This is a genomic window from Azospirillum sp. TSH100 (assembly GCF_004923295.1).
In the GTDB taxonomy this organism is placed as follows: domain Bacteria; phylum Pseudomonadota; class Alphaproteobacteria; order Azospirillales; family Azospirillaceae; genus Azospirillum.
In genome coordinates this window covers 353893-374233 of sequence record NZ_CP039635.1, presented here as the reverse complement: position 1 = coordinate 374233, position 20341 = coordinate 353893, and the positions used below count along the sequence as shown (strand labels likewise).

Annotated in this window: 18 protein-coding genes; 15 read left to right on the top strand and 3 right to left on the bottom strand. The window is 67.9% G+C overall.

Annotation, left to right across the window (positions count from 1 at the left end; genetic code table 11):
* Positions 1–20: 20 nt before the first annotated feature.
* Positions 21–731: a GntR family transcriptional regulator gene (locus E6C72_RS14330; RefSeq protein ID WP_109443888.1), complete on the bottom strand. Its 711-nt coding sequence runs from the start codon at positions 729–731 to the stop codon at positions 21–23.
* Positions 732–826: 95 nt separating this feature from the next.
* Between E6C72_RS14330 and E6C72_RS14325 the strand changes: the two genes are divergently transcribed.
* Positions 827–2038 carry a benzoate/H(+) symporter BenE family transporter gene (locus E6C72_RS14325; protein WP_109443887.1) on the top strand — a complete coding sequence of 404 codons (1212 nt, stop codon included), beginning with the start codon at positions 827–829 and terminating at the stop codon, positions 2036–2038.
* A 6-nt stretch (positions 2039–2044) separates the two neighbouring features.
* Here the strand turns inward: E6C72_RS14325 and E6C72_RS14320 are convergent, their stop codons facing one another.
* A complete protein-coding gene (locus E6C72_RS14320; protein ID WP_109443886.1) occupies positions 2045–2449 on the bottom strand; it encodes a 6,7-dimethyl-8-ribityllumazine synthase in 405 nt (134 codons plus the stop codon).
* 401 nt (positions 2450–2850) lie between these two features.
* Here E6C72_RS14320 and E6C72_RS14315 point away from each other — a divergent pair, with 401 nt between their 5' ends.
* The gene (locus E6C72_RS14315; RefSeq protein WP_109443885.1) at positions 2851–3957 is read left to right on the top strand and encodes a hypothetical protein; all 1107 of its coding nucleotides are present in this window, start codon (positions 2851–2853) and stop codon (positions 3955–3957) included.
* Positions 3954–5384: a hypothetical protein gene (locus tag E6C72_RS14310; protein WP_109443884.1), complete on the top strand. Its 1431-nt coding sequence runs from the start codon at positions 3954–3956 to the stop codon at positions 5382–5384. Before E6C72_RS14315 ends, E6C72_RS14310 begins: the two co-directional genes overlap by 4 nt.
* 6 nt (positions 5385–5390) lie before the next feature.
* Here the strand turns inward: E6C72_RS14310 and E6C72_RS14305 are convergent, their stop codons facing one another.
* Positions 5391–6398, bottom strand: a complete 1008-nt coding sequence (locus E6C72_RS14305) for a bile acid:sodium symporter family protein (protein ID WP_109443883.1) — start codon at positions 6396–6398, stop codon at positions 5391–5393.
* A 300-nt stretch (positions 6399–6698) separates the two neighbouring features.
* Here E6C72_RS14305 and E6C72_RS14300 point away from each other — a divergent pair, with 300 nt between their 5' ends.
* From E6C72_RS14300 to E6C72_RS14250, 12 genes are all read left to right on the top strand, one after another.
* Positions 6699–7871, top strand: a complete 1173-nt coding sequence (locus tag E6C72_RS14300) for an isovaleryl-CoA dehydrogenase (protein WP_109443882.1) — start codon at positions 6699–6701, stop codon at positions 7869–7871.
* A gap of 68 nt (positions 7872–7939) precedes the next feature.
* The gene (locus E6C72_RS14295; RefSeq protein WP_109443881.1) at positions 7940–9121 is read left to right on the top strand and encodes an acetyl-CoA C-acyltransferase; all 1182 of its coding nucleotides are present in this window, start codon (positions 7940–7942) and stop codon (positions 9119–9121) included.
* A 69-nt stretch (positions 9122–9190) separates the two neighbouring features.
* Positions 9191–10324, top strand: a complete 1134-nt coding sequence (locus E6C72_RS14290) for an acyl-CoA dehydrogenase (protein WP_109443880.1) — start codon at positions 9191–9193, stop codon at positions 10322–10324.
* Between the two features lie 42 nt (positions 10325–10366).
* Positions 10367–11974 (top strand): carboxyl transferase domain-containing protein, encoded by a 1608-nt coding sequence (locus E6C72_RS14285; protein ID WP_109443879.1) that lies wholly within the window; start codon positions 10367–10369, stop codon positions 11972–11974.
* Positions 11975–11985: 11 nt separating this feature from the next.
* Positions 11986–12768 (top strand): enoyl-CoA hydratase/isomerase family protein, encoded by a 783-nt coding sequence (locus tag E6C72_RS14280; RefSeq protein ID WP_109443878.1) that lies wholly within the window; start codon positions 11986–11988, stop codon positions 12766–12768.
* A 5-nt stretch (positions 12769–12773) separates the two neighbouring features.
* Entirely contained in the window at positions 12774–14777 is a 2004-nt protein-coding gene (locus E6C72_RS14275; RefSeq protein WP_109443877.1) for an acetyl/propionyl/methylcrotonyl-CoA carboxylase subunit alpha, read from the top strand.
* Between the two features lie 2 nt (positions 14778–14779).
* Complete coding sequence (locus E6C72_RS14270) at positions 14780–15679, top strand: hydroxymethylglutaryl-CoA lyase (RefSeq protein ID WP_109443876.1); 900 nt, start codon at positions 14780–14782, stop codon at positions 15677–15679.
* A 757-nt stretch (positions 15680–16436) separates the two neighbouring features.
* Positions 16437–16583: a hypothetical protein gene (locus E6C72_RS32270; protein ID WP_247882142.1), complete on the top strand. Its 147-nt coding sequence runs from the start codon at positions 16437–16439 to the stop codon at positions 16581–16583.
* A complete protein-coding gene (locus E6C72_RS14265) occupies positions 16580–17167 on the top strand; it encodes a hypothetical protein (protein WP_247882141.1) in 588 nt (195 codons plus the stop codon). The genes E6C72_RS32270 and E6C72_RS14265 overlap by 4 nt, the downstream gene beginning before the upstream one ends.
* A gap of 28 nt (positions 17168–17195) precedes the next feature.
* Positions 17196–18020: a response regulator transcription factor gene (locus tag E6C72_RS14260; protein ID WP_109443874.1), complete on the top strand. Its 825-nt coding sequence runs from the start codon at positions 17196–17198 to the stop codon at positions 18018–18020.
* Entirely contained in the window at positions 18001–19635 is a 1635-nt protein-coding gene (locus E6C72_RS14255; RefSeq protein ID WP_109443873.1) for a HAMP domain-containing sensor histidine kinase, read from the top strand. The genes E6C72_RS14260 and E6C72_RS14255 overlap by 20 nt, the downstream gene beginning before the upstream one ends.
* A 132-nt stretch (positions 19636–19767) precedes the next feature.
* Entirely contained in the window at positions 19768–20262 is a 495-nt protein-coding gene (locus E6C72_RS14250; RefSeq protein WP_109443872.1) for an Lrp/AsnC ligand binding domain-containing protein, read from the top strand.
* Positions 20263–20341: the final 79 nt, after the last annotated feature.

The following is a 20341-nucleotide window of genomic DNA, read 5'->3' as shown; positions in this document are numbered from 1 at the left end:
GAAGGGGGCACGCCGCCCTCTCAGCCCCGCCCGTCCAGGAAGGCGCTCAGCTGTTCCGCCGCCTGCATGACATGGCGGACCACGATGTCGCAGGCGCCCTCCGTATCGCCGGCGCGGCAGGCCGCCAGCAGGGCGTGATGCTCGTCCTGGGAGCGCGGATGGTAGCCGAGCGCCGAGAACTGGAAGCGCAGATAGCGGTCGGCGGCGGCCAGATGCTGTTCCACCAGCGCCAGCAGGCGCGGCCGGCCGGCGCGGGCGTAGAGCGTCATGTGGAAGCGCCGATTCAATTCCCCCATCCGCTCTCCTGGCCGGCCGGGATCGGCCTCGGCATCCATCTCCGTGATCAGGTCGGCGGCCAGAGCGAAATCGTCCGCCGTCAGATGCGGCAGCGACAGCCGCAGTGCCGCTGGTTCCAGCGCCGCCCGGATGGCGCCAATGTCCGCCGAATCCTCCGCCGAGATCTCCGCCACCACGGCGCCCCGGTGGGGATGGAACTCCACCAGGGCGCGGGCCTCCAACTGGCGTAGCGCCTCGCGCACCGGCATGCGGCTGACGCCGAAGGCGGCGGCGAGATCCTCCTGCCGCAACGGGGCGCCGGCCGGAAGGGCCCCCTCAAGGATCGCCTCGCGCATCGCCGCCTCGACGAATTCGGTCGCGGTGCGGAAGCGCGGCCGGTTGCGCGCGATCAGCACGGTCAGGTCGGGAGCGGGGCTGTCGGTGGAGTGGGGCATAGGGCGGCCTGAGAGGTGAGAAAACGCTTGCCTGGATATTGGATCCAATTTACCTGTCGAGTCCTCTCCTGTCCATGCATGCGAAAGGACCGGCCATGACCGGCTCGTCATCCGCCGAGCAGACCGTTTCCACCGCTCCGGGCCGCGGCCTGTCGCCCTCGGCGCTCGCCACCGGCGGGCTGGTGGCGCTGGTCGGTTATGCCAGTTCGGTCGCGGTGGTGATCCAGGGGCTGGCGGCGGTCGGGGCCGATACGGCGCAGATCACCTCCGGGCTGGTGGCCGTCGGCTTCTCCATGGGGCTGTCGGCGATCTGGCTGGCCTGGACGCAGCGCAAGCCGATCAGCGTCGCCTGGACGACGCCGGGTATGGCGCTGCTGGCGGCGACCGGCCCGGTGGCCGGCGGTTTTCCGGCGGCGGTGGGGGCCTTCCTGACGGTGGGCGCGCTGATCATGGTGGCGGGGCTGTGGCGGCCGCTCGGACGCTGGATCGGGGCGATCCCGAAGCCACTCGCCAACGGCATGCTGGCCGGGCTGCTGCTGAAGCTGTGCCTGGCGCCCTTCATGGCGATCGGGCAGGCGCCGGGGTTGGGGTTGCTGGTGCTGGCGACCTGGGCGGTGGTCGGGCGCGTCGCCCGGCTCTATGCGGTGCCGGCGGCGGTCGCGGTGGCGCTGGCGGCGATGGCGATGAATCCGCCGGTCTCTGGTGCGCTGCCGGCCGATCCCTGGCCGACGCTGTCGCTGGTCGCCCCGGCCTTCACCTGGGAGGCGCTGGTCGGCCTGGCCCTGCCGCTTTTCGTCGTCACCATGGCGTCGCAGAACATCCCCGGCCTGGCGGTGCTGGCGACCTTCGGCTACACGCCGCGGGTGCCGCCGGCCTTCCTGGCGACCGGCTTCGCCTCGGCCCTGACCGCACCGTTCGGGGCGCCGACCGTCAATCTGGCGGCAATCACCGCGGCCATGTGCGCCGGCCCCGATGCCGATCCCCGGCCGGAGCGGCGCTGGCAGGCCGCTGTCACTGGCGGTTTCGGCTACATCGCGCTGACGGCGCTGGCGGCGATCACCGCGACGTTGGTCACCCGCTCCCCGCCGATCCTGATCGAGGCGGTGGCCGGGCTGGCGCTGATCGGCGCTTTCGGCGGCTCGCTGCTGGCGGCGGTGCAGGCGGAGGAAGAGCGGATTCCCGCCCTGGTCACGCTGCTGGTGACTGCATCGGGCCTGTCCTTCTTCGGGGTCGGGTCGGCCTTCTGGGGCCTGCTGTTCGGCGGGGCGATGCATGTGGTGCACCGGTGGCGCCCCGCCGGAGCATAAGAAACGTCAGCCCTGCTCGATCAGGTCGGCGCAGGCGTTCACCGCGGCGGCGGCGTAGGGGCGGATGCGCGGCGGGATCTGCGACGGGTTGATGCCCGGCCCGAGGATGCCGACGCCGACCGGCTTCATGAACTGAAGCTGGAGGTCGATCAGGCTGCTGATGACCGCATGTCCCATGACGTTGCCGTGTTCGGTCTCGCCCCGCTCGATGATGCCCAGCGCCACCGCGCCGGCGACGTCGTCGCGCATCAGCAGGCGCTTGATCGCCAGCGGCTTTTCCATCGAGCCGGGAACCCAGACCTCCGCCACGATACCGAGGCCACGGCTGGCGGCGACGGTGCGCGCCTCGTCCAGCATCTCTTCCACCTCTTTGCGGTGGAACCGTCCGAGCACGATGCCGATGTTGCTCACCCTCTGCGTCTCCCATGTTGGCGGTGTAACCTTCACCCAAACTGTCGCGTCGCCGCGCAAAGCGCAAGGGCTGTCGCGCGGCAGCATTGCAGGGCTTGCGTGTTCGAAGATTTCCTCTGATCTTCATAAAGTTTCCTGCATAAATTCCGCCGCTTTGCGGTAATACCCAAGCTTCGGGCAAGCAAGCTTAGGACAAAACCTTATGGACAGGCCCGGGCTTGTCGGGTGGACTGTTGCCAAGTGCGACAGGCCGTCGCACGGCGCTACAATTCAGAACAAATTGGTCGCCGCCGTATTTCTTACGACTATGTAATAATATGGGCGTGGCCGAAATGAGCGACCCGCAGAATGGGGACGTGGTTTCGGCAGGAGAACGAGCAGGCGATTCCGGAACGGCAGTCATGTTGAAAGGTGCGATCGAATACGCGCCATCGACCTTCGAGGAGCGGGGAGCCGCGGTGGCCTTCACCACGCCGCTGCTGTCACAGACCCGCGTGCGCCGCGGCGAGCGGTCGAAGCTCGAGGTGCTGATCCCCAGCCTGTCGCAGGGCATGGGCATCTATGTCGTCGCCTGGAAAGCGGTGCCGGACATGGTGTCGATGACCATGCACGACCGCTACCTGCACAATCTGATCGTGAAGGAGGAGGCCTGCTCTCCCTACGATATCCGGCGGGCGACGTTGAGGGCGGCGCGGCGCGGGCTTGCCGGGCCGAAAGCCGCGCAGGCCGCGCGCCGGGCGCTGGACGAGGACGAGGAGCAGGGCACCCTCACCCATTACCTGCTGATTCTGGCGATCCTGAAGGCGGTCGGGCTGGAATCGCCGGAGATGCTGAAGGCCGGCATCGACACCGACGAGGGTCAGCGGCTGACCCGGCAGATGATGACGCGCGCGGCGGAAAGCCTGCGCATGGACGCCACGCTGCTCTATGCCCGGCTGGCCGACATCGCTGTCGTCGCCGCCCCGGTGGGGCTGGCGCACTCGCCTCGGCCCGGCCGGTTGACGCGCGGGCTGAACGATCTGAAGGGGTTTCGCGACAGCATGACCGGTTGGGCGCGCGACGTGCCGAGCGATGCCGCCCCCGTGGCGGAGTTCTGTGCGGAGGTGGCGCAGCACACCATCGCCATCGGCGACGCGGTGATGGGTGACTTCCACCGCCGGATCGACGCCATCGGGCCGCTGATGCGCGATTGGGAGAGCGAGATCGTCCGCATCCGGGCCCAGGCCGCCCGCATGGCCTGGCTGCTGGACGGCTGGAGCCACATCACCGGCGCCTGGGAGATGGCGCAGGCGGAAGACCATCACCAGCAGGCCGCCGCCGTCAACGACCTGTTCCGCATCTTGCCGCTGCTGCCGCGCAGGGAGTCGAGCCGCAACTTCGTCGAGGATTCCAAGCAGGTCAAACTGGCCCATCGCCGTTCCGTCCGCATGCTGGAGGACTGGCGCACCGGCCAGATGGACATCGACGCCATCCGCCGGATCGAGGCGGTCAAGGCGCGCGCGCCATGATCGAGCGCGCGGCGGCGGAACGGGGCAAGGTCGACCGCCTGCCGGGGCTGGAGAACCGGCTGTTCGACATCCCCGAGGAGAAGTTCATCGAGGTGGTCCGGCTGCTGGAGCGGGTGCGCGACCATCCGGACGTGCGCCAGACCTTCGCCGCCATCCGTCCGCGTCTGGTCCAGGTGCGCCCCGGCCGCCGGCCGACGCTGAAGCGTGTCCTGTGCATGCCGTTCGAGGATGTGTTGGAAAGCTTCGGCGGTGTCGACGTGCCGCTCGGCCGCATCGAGCGGCGGGTGATCGACCCGGTGTGGCGGCTGGTGACGGAGTGCGGCGACACCGCCCTGATCGACCAGCTCGACCGGCAGGTGCAGGAAACCGCTCCCGGCAATCTGAACGCCCTGCGCAACATCGGGCGCCGGCTGTGGCCGATGGCCGCCCAAGCGATCCGGGCTGCGGTGGAGCAGGGCGCGGGCCGGCAGGCTCTGTGGCGCGTGCTGAACGGCGACGAGGAGATGAAGCGGCAGGTGCTGGACGTCGCCGCCTTCCTGGAAATGGGGCTGACGGTCGAATCATTGAAGGACGCGCTGGCGCCGAAGCCGCTGACTGTGCTGGAGGACCGGCATGTCGTCGCCATCGAACAGGCGGCCCAGGCGGTGGCGCGGCAATCGACCGGGCTGGTCTACTACCTGCTGCTGGTCGCGGCCTCGCGCATGGCGAGCCCGGCCGACCTGCTGACGGTGCTGAGCGATCTGGATTTTGGCAAGGCGCGCCGCGAACAGCCTGTGATCTTCGCCCAGCTGAGCGGGCTGGTCGTCACCAATCTGGAGGAGCGCTCGGCTAGGCTCGACGGCAACGGCTACAGCGCCGGGCCGGACCGGGCGGCCGTCGCCATGGCGCCGGAGGAAGCCATCGCCATCGCCGAGCGGCTGGTCGCCAGCGTCAACACCACCTCCGCCGTCATGGATTTCCTGGCCGATCCTGTCTATCGCGAGCGGCTGGACGCGGTGAAGGCGGCGGTGCGGACCATGGTGGCCGGCACCGTGCTGGACACCGCACCCGCCGGCATCCTGACCGCCGTCCCGGCCCCGGCCGAGGATGGCCGTCCCGCCCCGGTGGACGAGAACGCCCAGGAGGCAGCCGAGGATCACGCCCGCGCCCTGCGCCGCTGTGAAGGGCTGGCTGAGGCGCTGGGCCTGCACGAGCCGCTGAAGGACGCGATGGCGTCGATGGAGAAGGGGCTGCTGGTGCGGGCGCATGCGCTGCTGGCGCAGTATCCCAATGCCGCCGGCGACCCGGAAGACGCGGAAACGGCGGAGATCACCCTGTTCTACGCCCTGCGCTTGCTGGAGCTGGTTGCCGGTCCGGCCAAGGCCGACCAACTGCGCGCCGCCATCATGGCCGCGACGGGAGAGTTTGCGGAGGGCGAGGAGGAATAGCCCCGCTCACGACGTCGCCGGCAGGGCGTCCCTGGCTTCGTCCTTCGCCGCGCTCTCGTCGGCATAGCGGCGGGCGAGTACGGCGCCGACCATCAGCTGGATCTGGTGGAACACCATCACGGGCAGCAGCACCAGACCGGCGGTGGCGGGGGCGAACAGCACGCCGGCCATCGGCACGCCGCTGACCAGCGACTTCTTCGACCCGCAGAAGACGATCACCGCCTCGTCGGCGCGGGAGAAACCCAGGCGGCGGCTGAGCAGGGTCGTGCCGATCAGGAAGGCCGCCAGGATGGCGCCGTCGATCAGCACCACCATGCCGAGCGCCGCCGGCGGCACCTGATGCCACAGGCCGTTCACCACCGCCTCGCTGAAGGCGAGATAGACGACCAGCAGGATCGAGCCGCGGTCGGTGAATTTCAGCATCGTCCTGTGCCGGGCCGCCCAGGCGCCGATCCAGCGCCGCAGAAGCTGTCCGGCGACGAAGGGCAGCAGAAGCTGCGCGGCGATCGTCTCCAGCGTGTCGAGCGACAGCGCCGACCCCTGCACCTTCAGGAACAGCGCCACCAGCAGCGGCGTCATCAGGATGCCGGAGATGTTGGACAGGGTCGAACTGCACACCGCCGCCGCCACGTTGCCGCGCGCCATCGAGGTGAAGGCGATGGAGGACTGGACGGTGGAGGGCAACAGGCAGAGGAACTGCACGCCGATGGCCACCGCCGGCGGCAGCAGGCTGTGCGGCAGCGTTTCCACCACCGCCCAGCCGATCAGCGGAAAGGCGACGAAGGTCAGGCAGAAGATCAGCAGGTGCAGCCGCCAGTGCGCGATACCCGCCACCACCTCCTCCCGCGGCAGCCGGGCGCCGTGCAGGAAGAACAGCAGCGCGATGGCAGCTTCCGCCAGCCAGTGCACGCCCTGGGCGAATTGCCCCTGCACCGGTAGCACGGTCGCCAGACCGACGGTCGCCACCAGGGCCATGGTGAAACCGTCCATGTTCGGGCGCGGCACGCGGATCATTGGTTGGTCCCTCAAATCGATGGTGCGGGCCGGATATAACGCGGCACCACCTGATATAACCGCCGTTGGGGTTCTGGAATACAGTATCCACGATGCATGGCAGCTTTGAAAAGATTGGGGAAATCCGGCACGCCCCGCGATTTTTCCACGATGCGGAAATACACCGCGCTGGCGATCGGGTGCTAATTCCCTGAGGCTGAATGGGTTTTTGACCTGCTCCCCTTGCCCCTTGCCATGCGCCCTGCCATACGGTAACGTATGGTCAAAGAACGGATGATTTCCCAGGGGAGCGATACGTCCATGCTGTCCAACCAGTACCCCAGCCTGAATTTCGACCTCGGCGAGTCGGCCGACATGCTGCGCGATTCGGTCCGCAGCTTTGCCGCCAACGAGATCGCCCCCCGCGCCGCCGAGATCGACCACAGCAACGAGTTCCCGAACGAGCTGTGGCGCAAGATGGGCGACCTCGGCATCCTCGGCGTCACGGTGGAGGAGGAGTATGGCGGCGCCGGCATGGGCTATCTGGAGCATGTCGTGGCGATGGAGGAGGTGTCCCGCGCCTCCGCTTCGGTGGGGCTCAGCTACGGCGCCCACTCCAACCTCTGCGTCAACCAGATCCGCAAGAACGGCAACGAGGAGCAGAAGCGCCGCTATCTGCCCAAGCTGATCTCCGGCGAACATATCGGCGCGCTGGCGATGTCGGAGCCTAATGCCGGGTCGGACGTGGTGTCGATGAAGCTGCGGGCCGAGAAGAAGGGCGACCGCTACGTCCTGAACGGCACCAAGATGTGGATCACCAACGGCCCCGACGCCGACACGCTGGTGATCTACGCCAAGACCGACCTCGCCGCCGGCCCGCGCGGCATCACCGCCTTCCTGGTGGAGAAGGGCTTCAAGGGCTTCTCGGTGGCGCAGAAGCTGGACAAGCTGGGCATGCGCGGTTCCAACACCGGCGAGCTGGTGTTCGAGGATTGCGAGGTGCCGGAGGAGAACGTCCTGGGCGGCGTCGGCCGCGGCGTGAACGTCCTGATGTCCGGCCTGGATTACGAGCGCGCGGTGCTGTCCGGCGGTCCGCTCGGCATCATGCAGGCCTGCATGGACGTGGTGATCCCCTATGTCCACGACCGCAAGCAGTTCGGCCAGTCCATCGGCGAGTTCCAGCTGATGCAGGGCAAGATCGCCGACATGTACACGATCATGAACGCTGCCAAGGCCTATGTGTACGCCGTCTGCAAGGCCTGCGACCGCGGCGAGACCACCCGCAAGGACGCCGCCGCCGCCATCCTGTTCTCCGCCGAAAAGGCGACCTGGATGGCGCTGGAGGCCATTCAAACGCTGGGGGGCAACGGCTACATCAATGAATACCCGACCGGCCGCCTGCTGCGCGACGCCAAGCTCTACGAGATCGGCGCCGGCACCAGCGAGATCCGCCGCATGCTGATCGGGCGCGAGCTGTTCAAGGAAACGGCCTGAAGGCCGGAAGACCGCGTGAAGCGGTTCGGCAAAGCATAGAGAGCATCGAGGGAAAGGGACCGACCACCATGACCGACAGCATCGTCATCGCCGCCGCCGTCCGCACGCCGATGGGCGGCTTCCAGGGCGACCTCATGGGCCTGACCGGCCCGCAGCTGGGCGCCGTCGCCATCCAGGCGGCGCTGGAGCGCTCGGGCCTGCCCACCGACGCGGTGGACGAGGTGTTCATGGGCAACGTGCTGTCGGCCGGTCTGGGCCAGGCCCCGGCGCGCCAGGCGGCGCTGGGCGCCGGGCTGCCGAAAGGCGTCGGCTGCACCACCATCTCCAAGGTCTGCGGCTCGGGCATGCGGGCGGTGATGTTCGCCCATGACGCGATCAAGGCCGGCTCGGCCAAAATCGTGGTGGCCGGCGGCATGGAGAGCATGTCGAACGCCCCCTACCTGCTGGACCGCGCCCGCGCCGGCTACCGCATGGGCCACGGCAAGGTGCTGGACCACATGTTCTTCGACGGGCTGGAGGACGCCTACGAGAAGGGCCGCCTGATGGGCACCTTCGCCGAGGAATGCGCCAGCAGCTACAACTTCACCCGCGAGGCGCAGGACAATTACGCCATCGAAAGCCTGAACCGCGCCCGCAAGGCGGTGGAGGACGGCTCCTTCAAGGCGGAGATCGCGCCGGTGCTGGTGAAGGGGCGGAAGGGCGACGTGCTGGTCGACACCGACGAGCAGCCGGGCAAGGGCGATCCGAAGAAGATCCCGACGCTGAAGCCGGCCTTCGCCAAGGACGGCACGGTGACGGCGGCGAACGCCTCGTCGATCTCCGACGGCGGCGCGGCGCTGGTCGTCACCACCCGCAGCGAGGCCGACCGCCTCGGCCTGCGGGTGATCGCCGAGATCAAGGGCCACTCCAACCACGCCCAGCAGCCGGCGCTGTTCACCACCGCGCCGGTGGGTGCCATGCAGAAGCTGTTCGAGAAGGTGGGCTGGTCCGCCCGCAACGTCGACCTGTTCGAGATCAACGAGGCGTTCGCCGTGGTGACGATGGCGGCGATGCGCGATCTGGACCTGCCGCACGACAAGGTGAACGTCCATGGCGGCGCCTGCGCGCTCGGGCATCCGATCGGCGCGTCGGGGGCGCGGATCATCGTGACGCTGCTGGCGGCGCTGGAGAAGTACGATTTGAAGCGCGGCGTCGCGTCGCTCTGCATCGGCGGCGGCGAGGCTACGGCGATTGCGGTGGAGCGGGTGTAAGGCATTCCCGCCCCTATTCCCCCTCTCCCCCCAGGGAGAGGGGATCTTAAATAAATGAGGAAACGCCCGATGCACCTGACCGAAGAACAGACCATGGTCCGCGACATGGCCCGCGCCTTCGCGCAGGACCGGCTCGCGCCCACCGCCGCCGAGCGCGACCGCAGCGGTGCCTTTCCCAAGGCCGAACTCGCCGAGATGGGGGAACTCGGCCTGATGGGCATGCTGGTGCCGGAGGAGTTCGGTGGTGCTGCCACCGACCATGTCGCCTACGCGCTCGCCATCGAGGAGATCGCCGCCGGCGACGGTGCCGTCTCCACCATCATGAGCGTGCACAACTCGGTCGGCTGCATGCCGATCCTGAAGTTCGGCACGGATGCCCAGAAGGACCGCTTCCTGAAGCCGATGGCGCGCGGCGAGATGCTGGGCGCCTTCTGCCTGACTGAGCCGCAGGCGGGATCCGACGCCTCGGCGATCAAGACCCGCGCCCGCCGCGACGGCGACCATTGGGTGCTGAACGGCACCAAGCAGTTCATCACCTCCGGCTCGCAGGCCGATGTCGCCATCGTCTTCGCCGTGACCGATCCGGCCGTCGGCAAGAAGGGTCTCAGCGCCTTCATCGTGCCGACCGGCACGCCGGGCTATCAGGTGGCGCGGACCGAGGAGAAGCTGGGCCAGCACTGCTCCGATACCTGCCAGATCGTCTTCGAGGACTGCCGTGTTCCCGCCGACTTGATGCTCGGGGCCGAGGGCGCCGGCTACAAGGTGGCGCTGGCCAATCTGGAAGGCGGGCGCATTGGCATCGCCTCGCAGTCGGTCGGCATGGCGCGCGCCGCGCTGGACCACGCCATCCGCTATGCCCAGGAACGCCAGAGCATGGGTGTGCCGATCATCCAGCATCAGGCCATCGCCTTCCGCCTCGCCGACATGGCGACCCGCGTGGAGGCCGCGCGCCAGATGGTGCTGCACGCCGCGAGCCTGCGCGATGCCGGGGTGCCCTGCATGAAGGAGGCGGCGATGGCCAAGCTGTTCGCCTCCGAGATCGCGGAGAAGGTCTGCTCCGACGCCATCCAGATCCATGGCGGCTATGGCTATCTCAACGACTTCCCGGTCGAGCGCATCTATCGCGACGTCCGGGTCTGCCAGATCTACGAGGGCACCAGCGACATCCAGCGGCTGGTCATCAGCCGCGCGCTCGTCCAGTAACACGTCCAACAACCAAGACCGCCAAACCGGGAGGAAGACGGCATGACCGTCCTGAAGAGCGCCCTGAACGCGCGCTCCGCCGAGTTCCAGGCCAACGCCGACGCCATGCAGGCGCTGGTCGACGATCTGCGCCGGAAGGTTGCCGCCATCCAGCAGGGCGGCGGGGCGAAGGCTCGTGAAAAGCACCTCGCGCGCGGCAAGCTGCTGCCGCGCGAGCGCATCCGCCAGCTGCTCGACGTCGGCTCGCCGTTCCTGGAATTGTCGCAGCTGGCCGCCGACGGCGTCTATGCCGAGGACATCCCGTCGGCCGGCATCATCGCCGGCATCGGCAGCGTCGCCGGGCAGGAGTGCATGATCGTTGCCAACGACGCGACGGTGAAGGGCGGAACCTATTACCCGCTGACGGTCAAGAAGCACCTGCGGGCGCAGGAGATCGCCCAACAGAACAACCTGCCCTGCATCTATCTGGTGGATTCGGGCGGCGCCAACCTGCCGAACCAGGACGAGGTCTTCCCCGACCGCGACCATTTCGGCCGCATCTTCTACAACCAGGCCAACATGTCGGCCGAGGGCATCCCGCAGATCGCCGTGGTGATGGGCAGCTGCACCGCCGGCGGCGCCTATGTCCCGGCGATGTCGGACGAGGCGATCATCGTCCGCAACCAGGGGACCATCTTCCTGGGCGGCCCGCCGCTGGTGAAGGCGGCGACCGGCGAGGTGGTGTCGGCCGAGGATCTCGGCGGCGCCGACGTGCATTCCCGCACCTCTGGCGTCACCGACCATTATGCGATGAACGACGCCCACGCCCTGGCGATGGCGCGCCGCGTGGTGTCGAACCTGAACCGCGCCAAGCACATCGACCTCGACCTCCGCGAGCCGGAGGAGCCGGCCTTCGACCCGCGCGAACTCTACGGCGTCATCCCCAGCGACGCCCGCAAGCCCTTCGACGTGCGCGAGGTGATCGCGCGGGTGGTCGACGGGTCGCGCTTCGACGAGTTCAAGCCGCTCTACGGCACGACGCTGGTGACGGGCTTCGCCCATATCTTCGGCTATCCGGTCGGCATCATCGCCAACAACGGCATCCTGTTCAGCGAATCCGCGCTGAAGGGCGCCCATTTCGTCGAGCTGTGCTGCCAGCGTCGCATCCCGCTGGTGTTTTTGCAGAACATCACCGGCTTCATGGTCGGCCGCAAATACGAGGCCGGCGGCATCGCCAAGGACGGCGCCAAGCTGGTCACGGCGGTCGCCTGCGCCAAGGTGCCGAAATTCACCGTCATCATCGGCGGCAGCTATGGCGCCGGCAATTATGGCATGTGCGGCCGTGCCTACAGCCCGCGCTTCATGTGGATGTGGCCGAACGCCCGCATCTCCGTCATGGGCGGCGAGCAGGCGGCCGGCGTGCTGGCCCAGGTCAAGCGCGACGCCATGGAAGCCCAGGGCAAGCCCTGGTCGGCCGAGGAGGAGGAGGCGTTGAAGGCCCCCATCCGCGCCCAGTTCGAGCGCGAGAGCCACGCCTATTACGCCAGCGCCCGGCTGTGGGATGACGGCATCATCGACCCGGCGGACACCCGCATGGTCCTGGGTTTGGGCCTGTCGGCCTCGCTGAACGCCCCGGTGCCGAAGACGCCCTTCGGCGTCTTCCGGATGTGAGGGAGGCGACCATGAGCGACATCCTTATCGAGGTTGCCGACACCGGCGTCGCCACCATCACCATGAACCGCGGCGACGTCCACAACGCCTTCAACGAGCAGGTCATCGCCGACCTGACCGCCGCCTTCCGCCGGGTGGGCGAGGATCCGGCTGTGCGCGTCGTGCTGCTGCGCGGGGTGGGCAAGAGCTTCTCGGCCGGGGCCGATCTGTCCTGGATGAAGCGGATGGCCGGCTATTCGCGCGAGGAGAATCTGGCCGACGCCATGGGCCTCGCCAGCATGCTGCGGACGCTGGACGAATGCCCGAAGCCGACGGTTGCCGTGGTGCAGGGGCCGGCCTTCGGCGGCGGCGTGGGCCTCGTGTCGGCCTGCGACATCGCCATCGGCGTCGAGACGGCGACCTTCGCCCTGTCGGAGGTGCGGCTGGGCATCATCCCCGCCGCCATCAGCCCCTATGTCATCGCCGCAATCGGCGAGCGCGCCTGCCGGCGCTATTTCCTGACCGGCGAGCGCTTCGGCGCGGCGGAGGCCCATCGCATCGGCCTGCTGCATGAGCTGACCAACGCCGACGGGCTGGAAGAGACGGTGGCGAAGACGGTGAAGAACCTGATGGACAGCGCGCCGACGGCGGTCACCGCCGCCAAGGAGCTGATCCGTGCCGTCGCCCGCCGGCCGCTGACCGAAGAGGTGATGCGCGACACGGCGGAGCGCATCGCCCGCCAGCGCGCCAGCGCCGAAGGCAAGGAGGGCGTCGGCGCCTTCCTCGACAAACGCACCCCGTCCTGGCGGAGCTGATCCACATGTTCGACAAGATCCTGATCGCCAACCGCGGCGAAATCGCCTGCCGGGTCATCCGCACCGCCCGCCGCCTGGGCATCAAGACCGTCGCCGTCCATTCGGAGGCCGACGCCAAGGCCATGCATGTCCAGATGGCCGACGAAGCCGTCTGCATCGGCCCGGCCCCGGTCGGCGAAAGCTATCTGCGCGGCGACGTCATCCTCGACGTGGCGAAGCGCACGGGGGCACAGGCCATCCATCCCGGCTACGGCTTCCTGTCGGAGAATGCCGGCTTCGCCGCCGCCTGTGCCGAGGCCGGTGTCGTCTTCATCGGCCCGCCGATCGAGGCGATCCGCGTCATGGGCTCCAAGGCGGAATCCAAGCGGCTGATGGCGAATGCCGACGTGCCGTTGGTGCCGGGCTATCACGGCACCGACCAGGATTTCGCCACCCTGTCGGCGGAGGCCGCGCGCATCGGCTATCCGGTGCTGGTCAAGGCGTCGGCCGGCGGCGGCGGCAAGGGCATGCGCGTGGTGCGCGCCGCCAGCGAGTTGGCCGACGCGGTGGCCGGCGCCCAGCGCGAGGCCAAGGCCGCGTTCGGCGACGACAGCCTGCTGCTGGAGAAGTATCTCGGCCGGCCGCGCCATGTCGAAATCCAGGTCTTCTGCGACACCCACGGCAACGGCGTCTATCTGTTCGAGCGCGACTGCTCGGTCCAGCGCCGCCACCAGAAGGTGATCGAGGAGGCGCCGGCCCCCAACCTTCCCGACGACCTCCGCCGCCGCATGGGCGAGGCGGCGGTCGCCGCCGCCAAGGCGGTGAACTATGTCGGTGCCGGCACCGTCGAGTTCCTCTATGAGGATGGCGGCTTCTACTTCATCGAGATGAACACCCGTCTGCAGGTGGAGCATCCGGTGACGGAGAAGATCACCGGCCTCGATCTGGTCGAGTGGCAGCTGCGCGTGGCATCCGGGGCGGAGCTGCCGCTGCGCCAGGAGCAGCTGACCCGCCGGGGCCATGCCTTCGAGGCGCGGCTTTATGCCGAGGATCCCCAGCGCGACTTCCTGCCCGCGATCGGCAAGCTGGTGCGTCTGCGCCCGCCGGCCGAGAGCGACCATGTCCGCGTCGACACCGGCGTCCGCGAGGGCGATTCGGTGACGATGTATTACGACCCGATGATCGCCAAGCTGATCGTCTGGGACGAGGACCGCGACAGCGCGCTGCGCCGCTTGCGCGTTGCACTCGCCGACTATGAGGTGGTCGGCGTCACCACCAACGTCGCCTTTCTCGGCGCCATCGCCGGCCATCCGGCCTTCAAGGCGGTGGAGATCGACACCGGCTTCATCGAGCGCCACCGCGCCGACCTGCTGCCGCCGCCGGCCCCGGTGGCCGACAGGGCGCTGGCAGCGGCCGCGCTGTCGGTGCTGCTGACACGGCGGGAGGAGGCCCAGGCCGCCCTGCGCGCCCGCTCAGACCGCTATTCTCCGTGGCTGCTCGCCAATGGCTGGCGGCTGAACGAGGAGAACCATTACGACCTGCGCCTGATGGATGGCGACACCGCGCGCGAGGTGACGCTGCATTTCCGCAGCGATGGCTACGAGATCGCGGTGGATGGCGGCAAGCCGATGCCGGTGACCGGGGTCAGCCTGTTGGACGGGCTGCTGACCGCGACGCTGGACGGCATGCGCACCCGCGCCACCGTTGTGCGGCAGGGGCTGGACATCACCGTGCTGATCGATGGTGCTGTGTCGCGCCTGACGCTGGACGACCCCAGCGCCCGCGCGGCGGAGCAGGAGGGCGGCTCCGGCCGCCTGACCGCGCCGATGCCCGGCACCGTGGTCCGCGTGCTGGTCGAGCCGGGCCAGAGCGTCGAGGCCGGCGCGCCGCTGATGCTGCTGGAAGCGATGAAGATGGAGCACACCATCAAGGCTCCGGCCGCCGGCACCGTCAGCGCGGTGAATTTCGCGGCGGGCGATCAGGTGTCGGAAGGCGTCGACCTGCTGGTTCTCGACATCGCGGAGTCCTGACGATGCAGCTGCCGAAATTCGTCCGCATGGTGGAGGTCGGCCCGCGCGACGGCCTCCAGAACGAAAAGTCCATGGTGCCGACGGCGGTGAAGGTGGAACTGGTCGACCGCCTGTCCTACGCCGGTTTGAGCGTGGTGGAGGCGGCCAGCTTCGTCTCGCCCAAATGGGTGCCGCAGATGGGCGACAGCGCCGAGGTTCTGGCCGGCATCGCCCGCAAGCCCGGCGTCCGTTATGCCGCCCTCACCCCCAACCTGAAGGGGCTGGAGGGTGCCTTGGCGGCCAGGGCCGACGAGGTGGCGGTGTTCGGCGCCGCCTCGGAGAGCTTCAGCCAGAAGAACATCAACTGCTCGATCGCCGAGAGTCTGGACCGCTTCGCACCCGTCATGGCGCAGGCCAAGGCGGCGGGCGTGCCGGTGCGCGGATACGTCTCTTGCGTGCTCGGCTGCCCCTATGAGGGGGAAATCGCGCCCAAGGCGGTGGCCGACGTGGCAGAACGGCTGTTTGCCATGGGTTGCTACGAGATCTCGCTGGGCGACACCATCGGCACGGGCACCCCGACCAAGGCGCAAGCAATGATCGCTGCGGTGGCGGAGCGGGTACCGGTTGAGAAAATCGCCGTCCATTTCCACGACACTTACGGGCAGGCGCTGGCCAACATCCTGGCGGCCTTGCAGATGGGGGTGGCGGTGGTGGACAGCTCGGTCGCCGGGCTTGGCGGCTGTCCTTATGCCAAGGGTGCCAGCGGCAACGTGGCGAGCGAGGATGTGCTGTACATGCTGAACGGTCTCGGCATCGAGACCGGGGTCGATCTGGACAAGCTGATCACAGCTGGTGCGTTCATCAGCGACGCCATCGGTCGTCCAACCGCATCGAAGGTGGCCCGCGCTCGTGGTTGTGCGTGAGGGAATCTTCGGCAACGAAGGGCCGCGCTTCCTGCAGGAGGCGCGGCCCTTCGTGTTTGGGGGGAGGTTCTCCCTCTCCCCCCATCCTCCGGATATGCGGCATCCTAAATTGTACGTACTACAAACTTGACGATCCTGCTTGGTCGGCGCATCATGATTTCCGTGATGGATGGTGCAGAAAACGCAGCGTTCCCACGACGCCGACCGGCCTGACGGCCGGCCGGAACCACGGCTGGAGTTCCAGTGGCAACGACCCACGGCCGCTACCTGCGCGCCGCCATATGACCTGTTGCCCGTCCGGCTGAACGGCGGCGGAGCCATACCCGGGTGGCTCCGCCGCCGATTGTTTTTGTGCCGAGTGCTTTTTGGGCAATCGCCACAGTCCCGTCCCATCCGGGCCATCCTCCCGCCTCATTTCTGTCACGTCCTGTCGTGCTCCGCATAACATCAAGGACGCGATCGACGTATAATGGATTGGCCGGAATTCATACCACTTTTGAGCAAAGAACCCGACGAATCCGGGTGGATTTGCTCGAAAATCAAACGAAACCTCCGAAAATATTGATGGACTTTCGCAAAATGGGGGTAAGGGCTGTGGCTTTAACGCGCCATTAACCAGACTGGATTGAGTTTAGAGACATCAGACGCGGCCAACTCCAACCAGCACGCGAAGTTGACTTCCAGGCTAGATGGAAATGGTTCGTCCCGTGTTAATGCCGTTATGCCCGTTCCCCCTGGATTTGAAAGGCCCGCCCCCATGACCGTGCCGGCAGTCCTCCGCGATGTGGCGCAGTATGGCGCCTACGCCGCCGGCCGGAGCCGACATGCGGGCCTGCTGGTCGCGGTCCTGCTGCTGGCCGGTTGCCCGGCCAACACGGCCGGGCCGTGGGGGGAGCGGACGTGACGGCGGCCAATCCGAATGCCCGCACGGCGACCCCGCCGGTGCCAAGGCAGAAGCCGGTCCGCAAGATTGCCGATGCCGCCGCGCTGGCGCCGGCCCTGCCGATGCCGCAGCCGGGTCCACCGGTCACCACCGGCGATCTGGCGGTCAGCCAGAATGCCGGCCAGAATTCTCCTCAGGCCTCCACCCAACTGGCGGCCATCGCGCCCGATACGGTTCCCCAAACGGCGACTGCTTCGGCGAATGCCGCGGCGGTTCCGTCCATGGGGGGCATGTCCACCCCGCCCGCAACCACCAACGCCGACCCCGACAGCCTTGTCGGGCTGGACGAAGTCCAGACTCTCAAACTCCTGGGGTCCCCCGTTGCACGGGAAGAGGCGCCTCCCGCCAAGATTTGGCGGTATGCCAAGGGCGATTGTACCCTCAAGGTCTTCTTCTTCATGGATATGACCTCGTCCCAGGACTTCCGCGCCCTCTCCTACGACATGAAGAGCAGCCAAAATGTCCCTGACGCCGACCACCGATGCTTCGCCCAACTCCTCGCTCAAGCTGACGCAGGGCGCCCTGTCCGCCCCGGGCTTCAGTAAGGCGGAGTCGAACAAGGGAATGTCCGCAATGACTGAACCGACCATTGCCCGCATCGCTCTGGTGGACGACGACGACCTGTTCCGTGAGTCGCTCAGCCTCAACCTCGGTGACGAGGGCTACGAGGTCATCACCTTCGACCGCGGCGAACCGGCGCTCGATTTCTTCGCCGAAGGCGGGTCGGTCGACATCGTCCTCCTGGACTGGCGCATGCCCAAGCTGGACGGCATCGACGTGCTGCGCCAGATGCGCGCCCGCGGCATCGCCACGCCGGTCATCTTCCTGACCGTTCTGTCCGACCAGATTTATGAAGAGGCGGCGCTGGCTGGCGGTGCCCTGGACTTCGTGGAGAAGTCGCGCAGCCTGTCGATCCTGCTGAAGCGCATGCGCCTGATCCTCGATGGGATCAAGGGCGACGCGACCAAGGGCTCGGAAGATGCGGAGGCCGGCGGCAACGGCACAAGCCACCGCCTGGGCGAGCTGGAACTGCGTCTCGACAACAGCCGCGCCTTCTGGAAGGGCAAGCGCATCGACCTGACGCTGACCGAGTTCAACATCGTCAAGCTGATGTCGACCCGCCCGGAGGAGGACGTCTCCTATCGCGAGATCTACGATCTCGTCCACGGCAAGGGCTTTGTCGCCGGTTACGGCCCGTCGGGCTACCGCGCCAATGTCCGCGCCTTCATCAAGCGCATCCGTCAGAAGTTCCGCTCGGTCGACGCCAGCTTCGCCTGCATCGAGAACTATCCGGGCTTCGGCTATCGCTGGGGCAAGGGTGAGAACGCGGCCAACCAGGGCCGTGATGAGGATGGTATGGGCGAGGATATGCTGATCGATGGCGCTGCTGCCGATTGACCTGGCGATGCGGGCGCCCCGACGGGCGTCCGCCCGCCTGCTCTGGCTCTGGCGCTCGATGGCGAGCCGCCTGCTGCTGCTCACCCTCGTCTTCGTCGCGGTGCCGGTCCTGCTCTATGACCAGTTCCAGCGCGCCGACGAGGCGTCCCAGCAGCTCCTGCTGAAAAGTGCGCAGCGCCAGGGCGAACTGATCGCCCGCGCGCTGGAGCCCGAACTGCTGGGGGTCGACCGCACGGCTTTGCCCAGCCTGAGCATCGCCCTTGCCCGCTACGGCGACGACCGCACGCGGCTGAAGCTGCTGGTGCGCCCGCGGGTGGCCGCCACCGGCGCCGCCGCCACCACCCCGTCCGGCGCCAAGGCCGGGCCGGAACCCTTTTTCTACGTCGCCGCCGCCCCCAGCCTGTCGACTGCTGACATCGACGCCGAACGGCGCCTGCTGCTCGAACAGGGGGTACTCGACCGCCTGGGGTCGAGCTGCGCCGGCAATTCGACGCTGGCGATGCGCGTTCCCCATGTCGAAGGTGGGGAGGAGGTGCTGTCCTCCATCACCCCGATCAAGACCAGCTTCGGCTGCTGGGCGCTGGTGACCAGCCACGCGACAGAGGCCTACATCTCCTCCTCGATCGGCCGGCCCTACTGGAGCACGCCGGCGGTCCAGGCCGCCGCGGCGATCTATCTGGCGATGGCCGCCCTGGTGCTGGCCGTGCTGGCCGGTATCTGGCGCAACCTGAACCGCTTCGGCGATCTGGCCCGCCGTATCGTCGGAGGCGAGGATGTGCCCGACCAGGAAAACGGCGATGCCTCCTTCGCCGCGCGCAACACCGTGCCGGAACTGGCCGGCGTCGCCGAGGACTTCGACCGGCTGGTCTCCACCCTGCGTGACAGCGCACAGTCGCTGCGCCGGGCAGCGGAGGACAATGCCCATGCCTTCAAGACGCCGATCGCCGTGATCCGCCAGTCGGTGGAGCCGCTGCGCCGTGCCATGCCGGCGGAGAACGCCCGCAGCCAGCGCGCCCTGACCATGATCGAGAAGTCGTTGGACAAGCTGGACGGTCTCGTCTCCTTCGCCCGCCGGATGGACGAGGCGGCGGCCGACCTGCTGGCCCCCGCCCGCCGCCGCGTCGACCTGTCGTCCCTGGTGGAGCGGATGGCCGGCGGCTATACCGGGCTGCTCGCCGAACGCCGCCTGCACATGCGCTCGCGCATCGAGGCCGGGCTGGTGGTGCGGGCCAGCGAGGAGACGCTGGAAACCATCGTTGAGAATCTGGTGGAGAACGCCGTCAGCTTCTCGCCGCCCGACGGCACGGTCAGCGTCCGCCTGGCCCGCGCCGGCTCTCCGGGGGCGTCGATGGCGGAGCTGGTGGTGGACGATGAAGGGCCGGGCGTCGATCCCGCCAACCTGGATCGCATCTTCGAGCGCTACTTCTCCCACCGCGAACCCGGCCGCGGCATGCCGGAGGACGAAGCGGCAGCGCATCAGGCCGGAGCGGCGCATTTCGGCATCGGGCTGTGGATCGTGCGTCGCAACATCGAAGCCTTCGGCGGCCGTGTCCGCGCCGAGAACCGCCCGACCGGCGGCCTGCGCATGACGGTGATCCTGCCACTGTCGGCGTGAGCGACGTCCTTGCGGGCGAACAGGCTTCGGATCCGTGTGGTCCTGGCCGCTCCGATCATGGTCCGGCATGGCCTGATCCCGTTTTTTCCGTTAGGATTGGGGCTACCAGCCGAACAGCATTCCGAGCCGCCGATGGACCGCAGCCTCGATTCCACCGACATCAAGATCCTGCGCGAACTTCAGGATGACGGACGCCTCAGCAATGTGGAATTGGCGCGCCGCATCAACCTCAGCCCGGCCGCCTGCCTGGAGCGGGTGAAGCGCCTCCAGGCAGACGGGATCATCCAGCGCTATGTGGCGCTGCTCGACCCGCACCGTTTGGAAGCCGGGATGCTGGTCTTCGTCGAGGTGGTGTTGGACCGCACGACGCCCGACAATTTCGACGACTTCAAGGCCACCGTCCTGCGCATGCCGCAGATCATGGAATGCCACATGGTGGCCGGCGGCTTCGACTATCTGGTCAAGGCCCGCGTGCGCGATATGAACGAATACCGCCTGTTCCTGGGCGAATTGCTGTCCACCGCCCGCGGCGTGCGGGAAACCCACACCTACGCGGTGATGGAGGAGGTGAAAAGCGTCACCGCCATCCCGCTGGACGGACTGTCCGCAGGATCGTTGCGAGGCTGAATGGTCGGAGTGCATAGGAATTTCCAAATTGCATAATACTTTGGGACCGGCCTGCGTTTCCGGATGCATTTTGCGACGA

Coding starts and splice junctions, on each gene's coding strand:
- E6C72_RS14250 (WP_109443872.1), top strand. CDS start 19,768: ATGGACCGCAGCCTCGATTCCACCGACATCAAGATCCTGCGCGAACTT.
- E6C72_RS14305 (WP_109443883.1), bottom strand. CDS start 6,398: ATGATCCGCGTGCCGCGCCCGAACATGGACGGTTTCACCATGGCCCTG.
- E6C72_RS14325 (WP_109443887.1), top strand. CDS start 827: ATGACCGGCTCGTCATCCGCCGAGCAGACCGTTTCCACCGCTCCGGGC.
- E6C72_RS14275 (WP_109443877.1), top strand. CDS start 12,774: ATGTTCGACAAGATCCTGATCGCCAACCGCGGCGAAATCGCCTGCCGG.
- E6C72_RS14285 (WP_109443879.1), top strand. CDS start 10,367: ATGACCGTCCTGAAGAGCGCCCTGAACGCGCGCTCCGCCGAGTTCCAG.
- E6C72_RS14315 (WP_109443885.1), top strand. CDS start 2,851: ATGTTGAAAGGTGCGATCGAATACGCGCCATCGACCTTCGAGGAGCGG.
- E6C72_RS14270 (WP_109443876.1), top strand. CDS start 14,780: ATGCAGCTGCCGAAATTCGTCCGCATGGTGGAGGTCGGCCCGCGCGAC.
- E6C72_RS32270 (WP_247882142.1), top strand. CDS start 16,437: ATGACCGTGCCGGCAGTCCTCCGCGATGTGGCGCAGTATGGCGCCTAC.
- E6C72_RS14280 (WP_109443878.1), top strand. CDS start 11,986: ATGAGCGACATCCTTATCGAGGTTGCCGACACCGGCGTCGCCACCATC.
- E6C72_RS14300 (WP_109443882.1), top strand. CDS start 6,699: ATGCTGTCCAACCAGTACCCCAGCCTGAATTTCGACCTCGGCGAGTCG.
- E6C72_RS14260 (WP_109443874.1), top strand. CDS start 17,196: ATGACTGAACCGACCATTGCCCGCATCGCTCTGGTGGACGACGACGAC.
- E6C72_RS14295 (WP_109443881.1), top strand. CDS start 7,940: ATGACCGACAGCATCGTCATCGCCGCCGCCGTCCGCACGCCGATGGGC.
- E6C72_RS14255 (WP_109443873.1), top strand. CDS start 18,001: ATGGCGCTGCTGCCGATTGACCTGGCGATGCGGGCGCCCCGACGGGCG.
- E6C72_RS14310 (WP_109443884.1), top strand. CDS start 3,954: ATGATCGAGCGCGCGGCGGCGGAACGGGGCAAGGTCGACCGCCTGCCG.
- E6C72_RS14290 (WP_109443880.1), top strand. CDS start 9,191: ATGCACCTGACCGAAGAACAGACCATGGTCCGCGACATGGCCCGCGCC.
- E6C72_RS14330 (WP_109443888.1), bottom strand. CDS start 731: ATGCCCCACTCCACCGACAGCCCCGCTCCCGACCTGACCGTGCTGATC.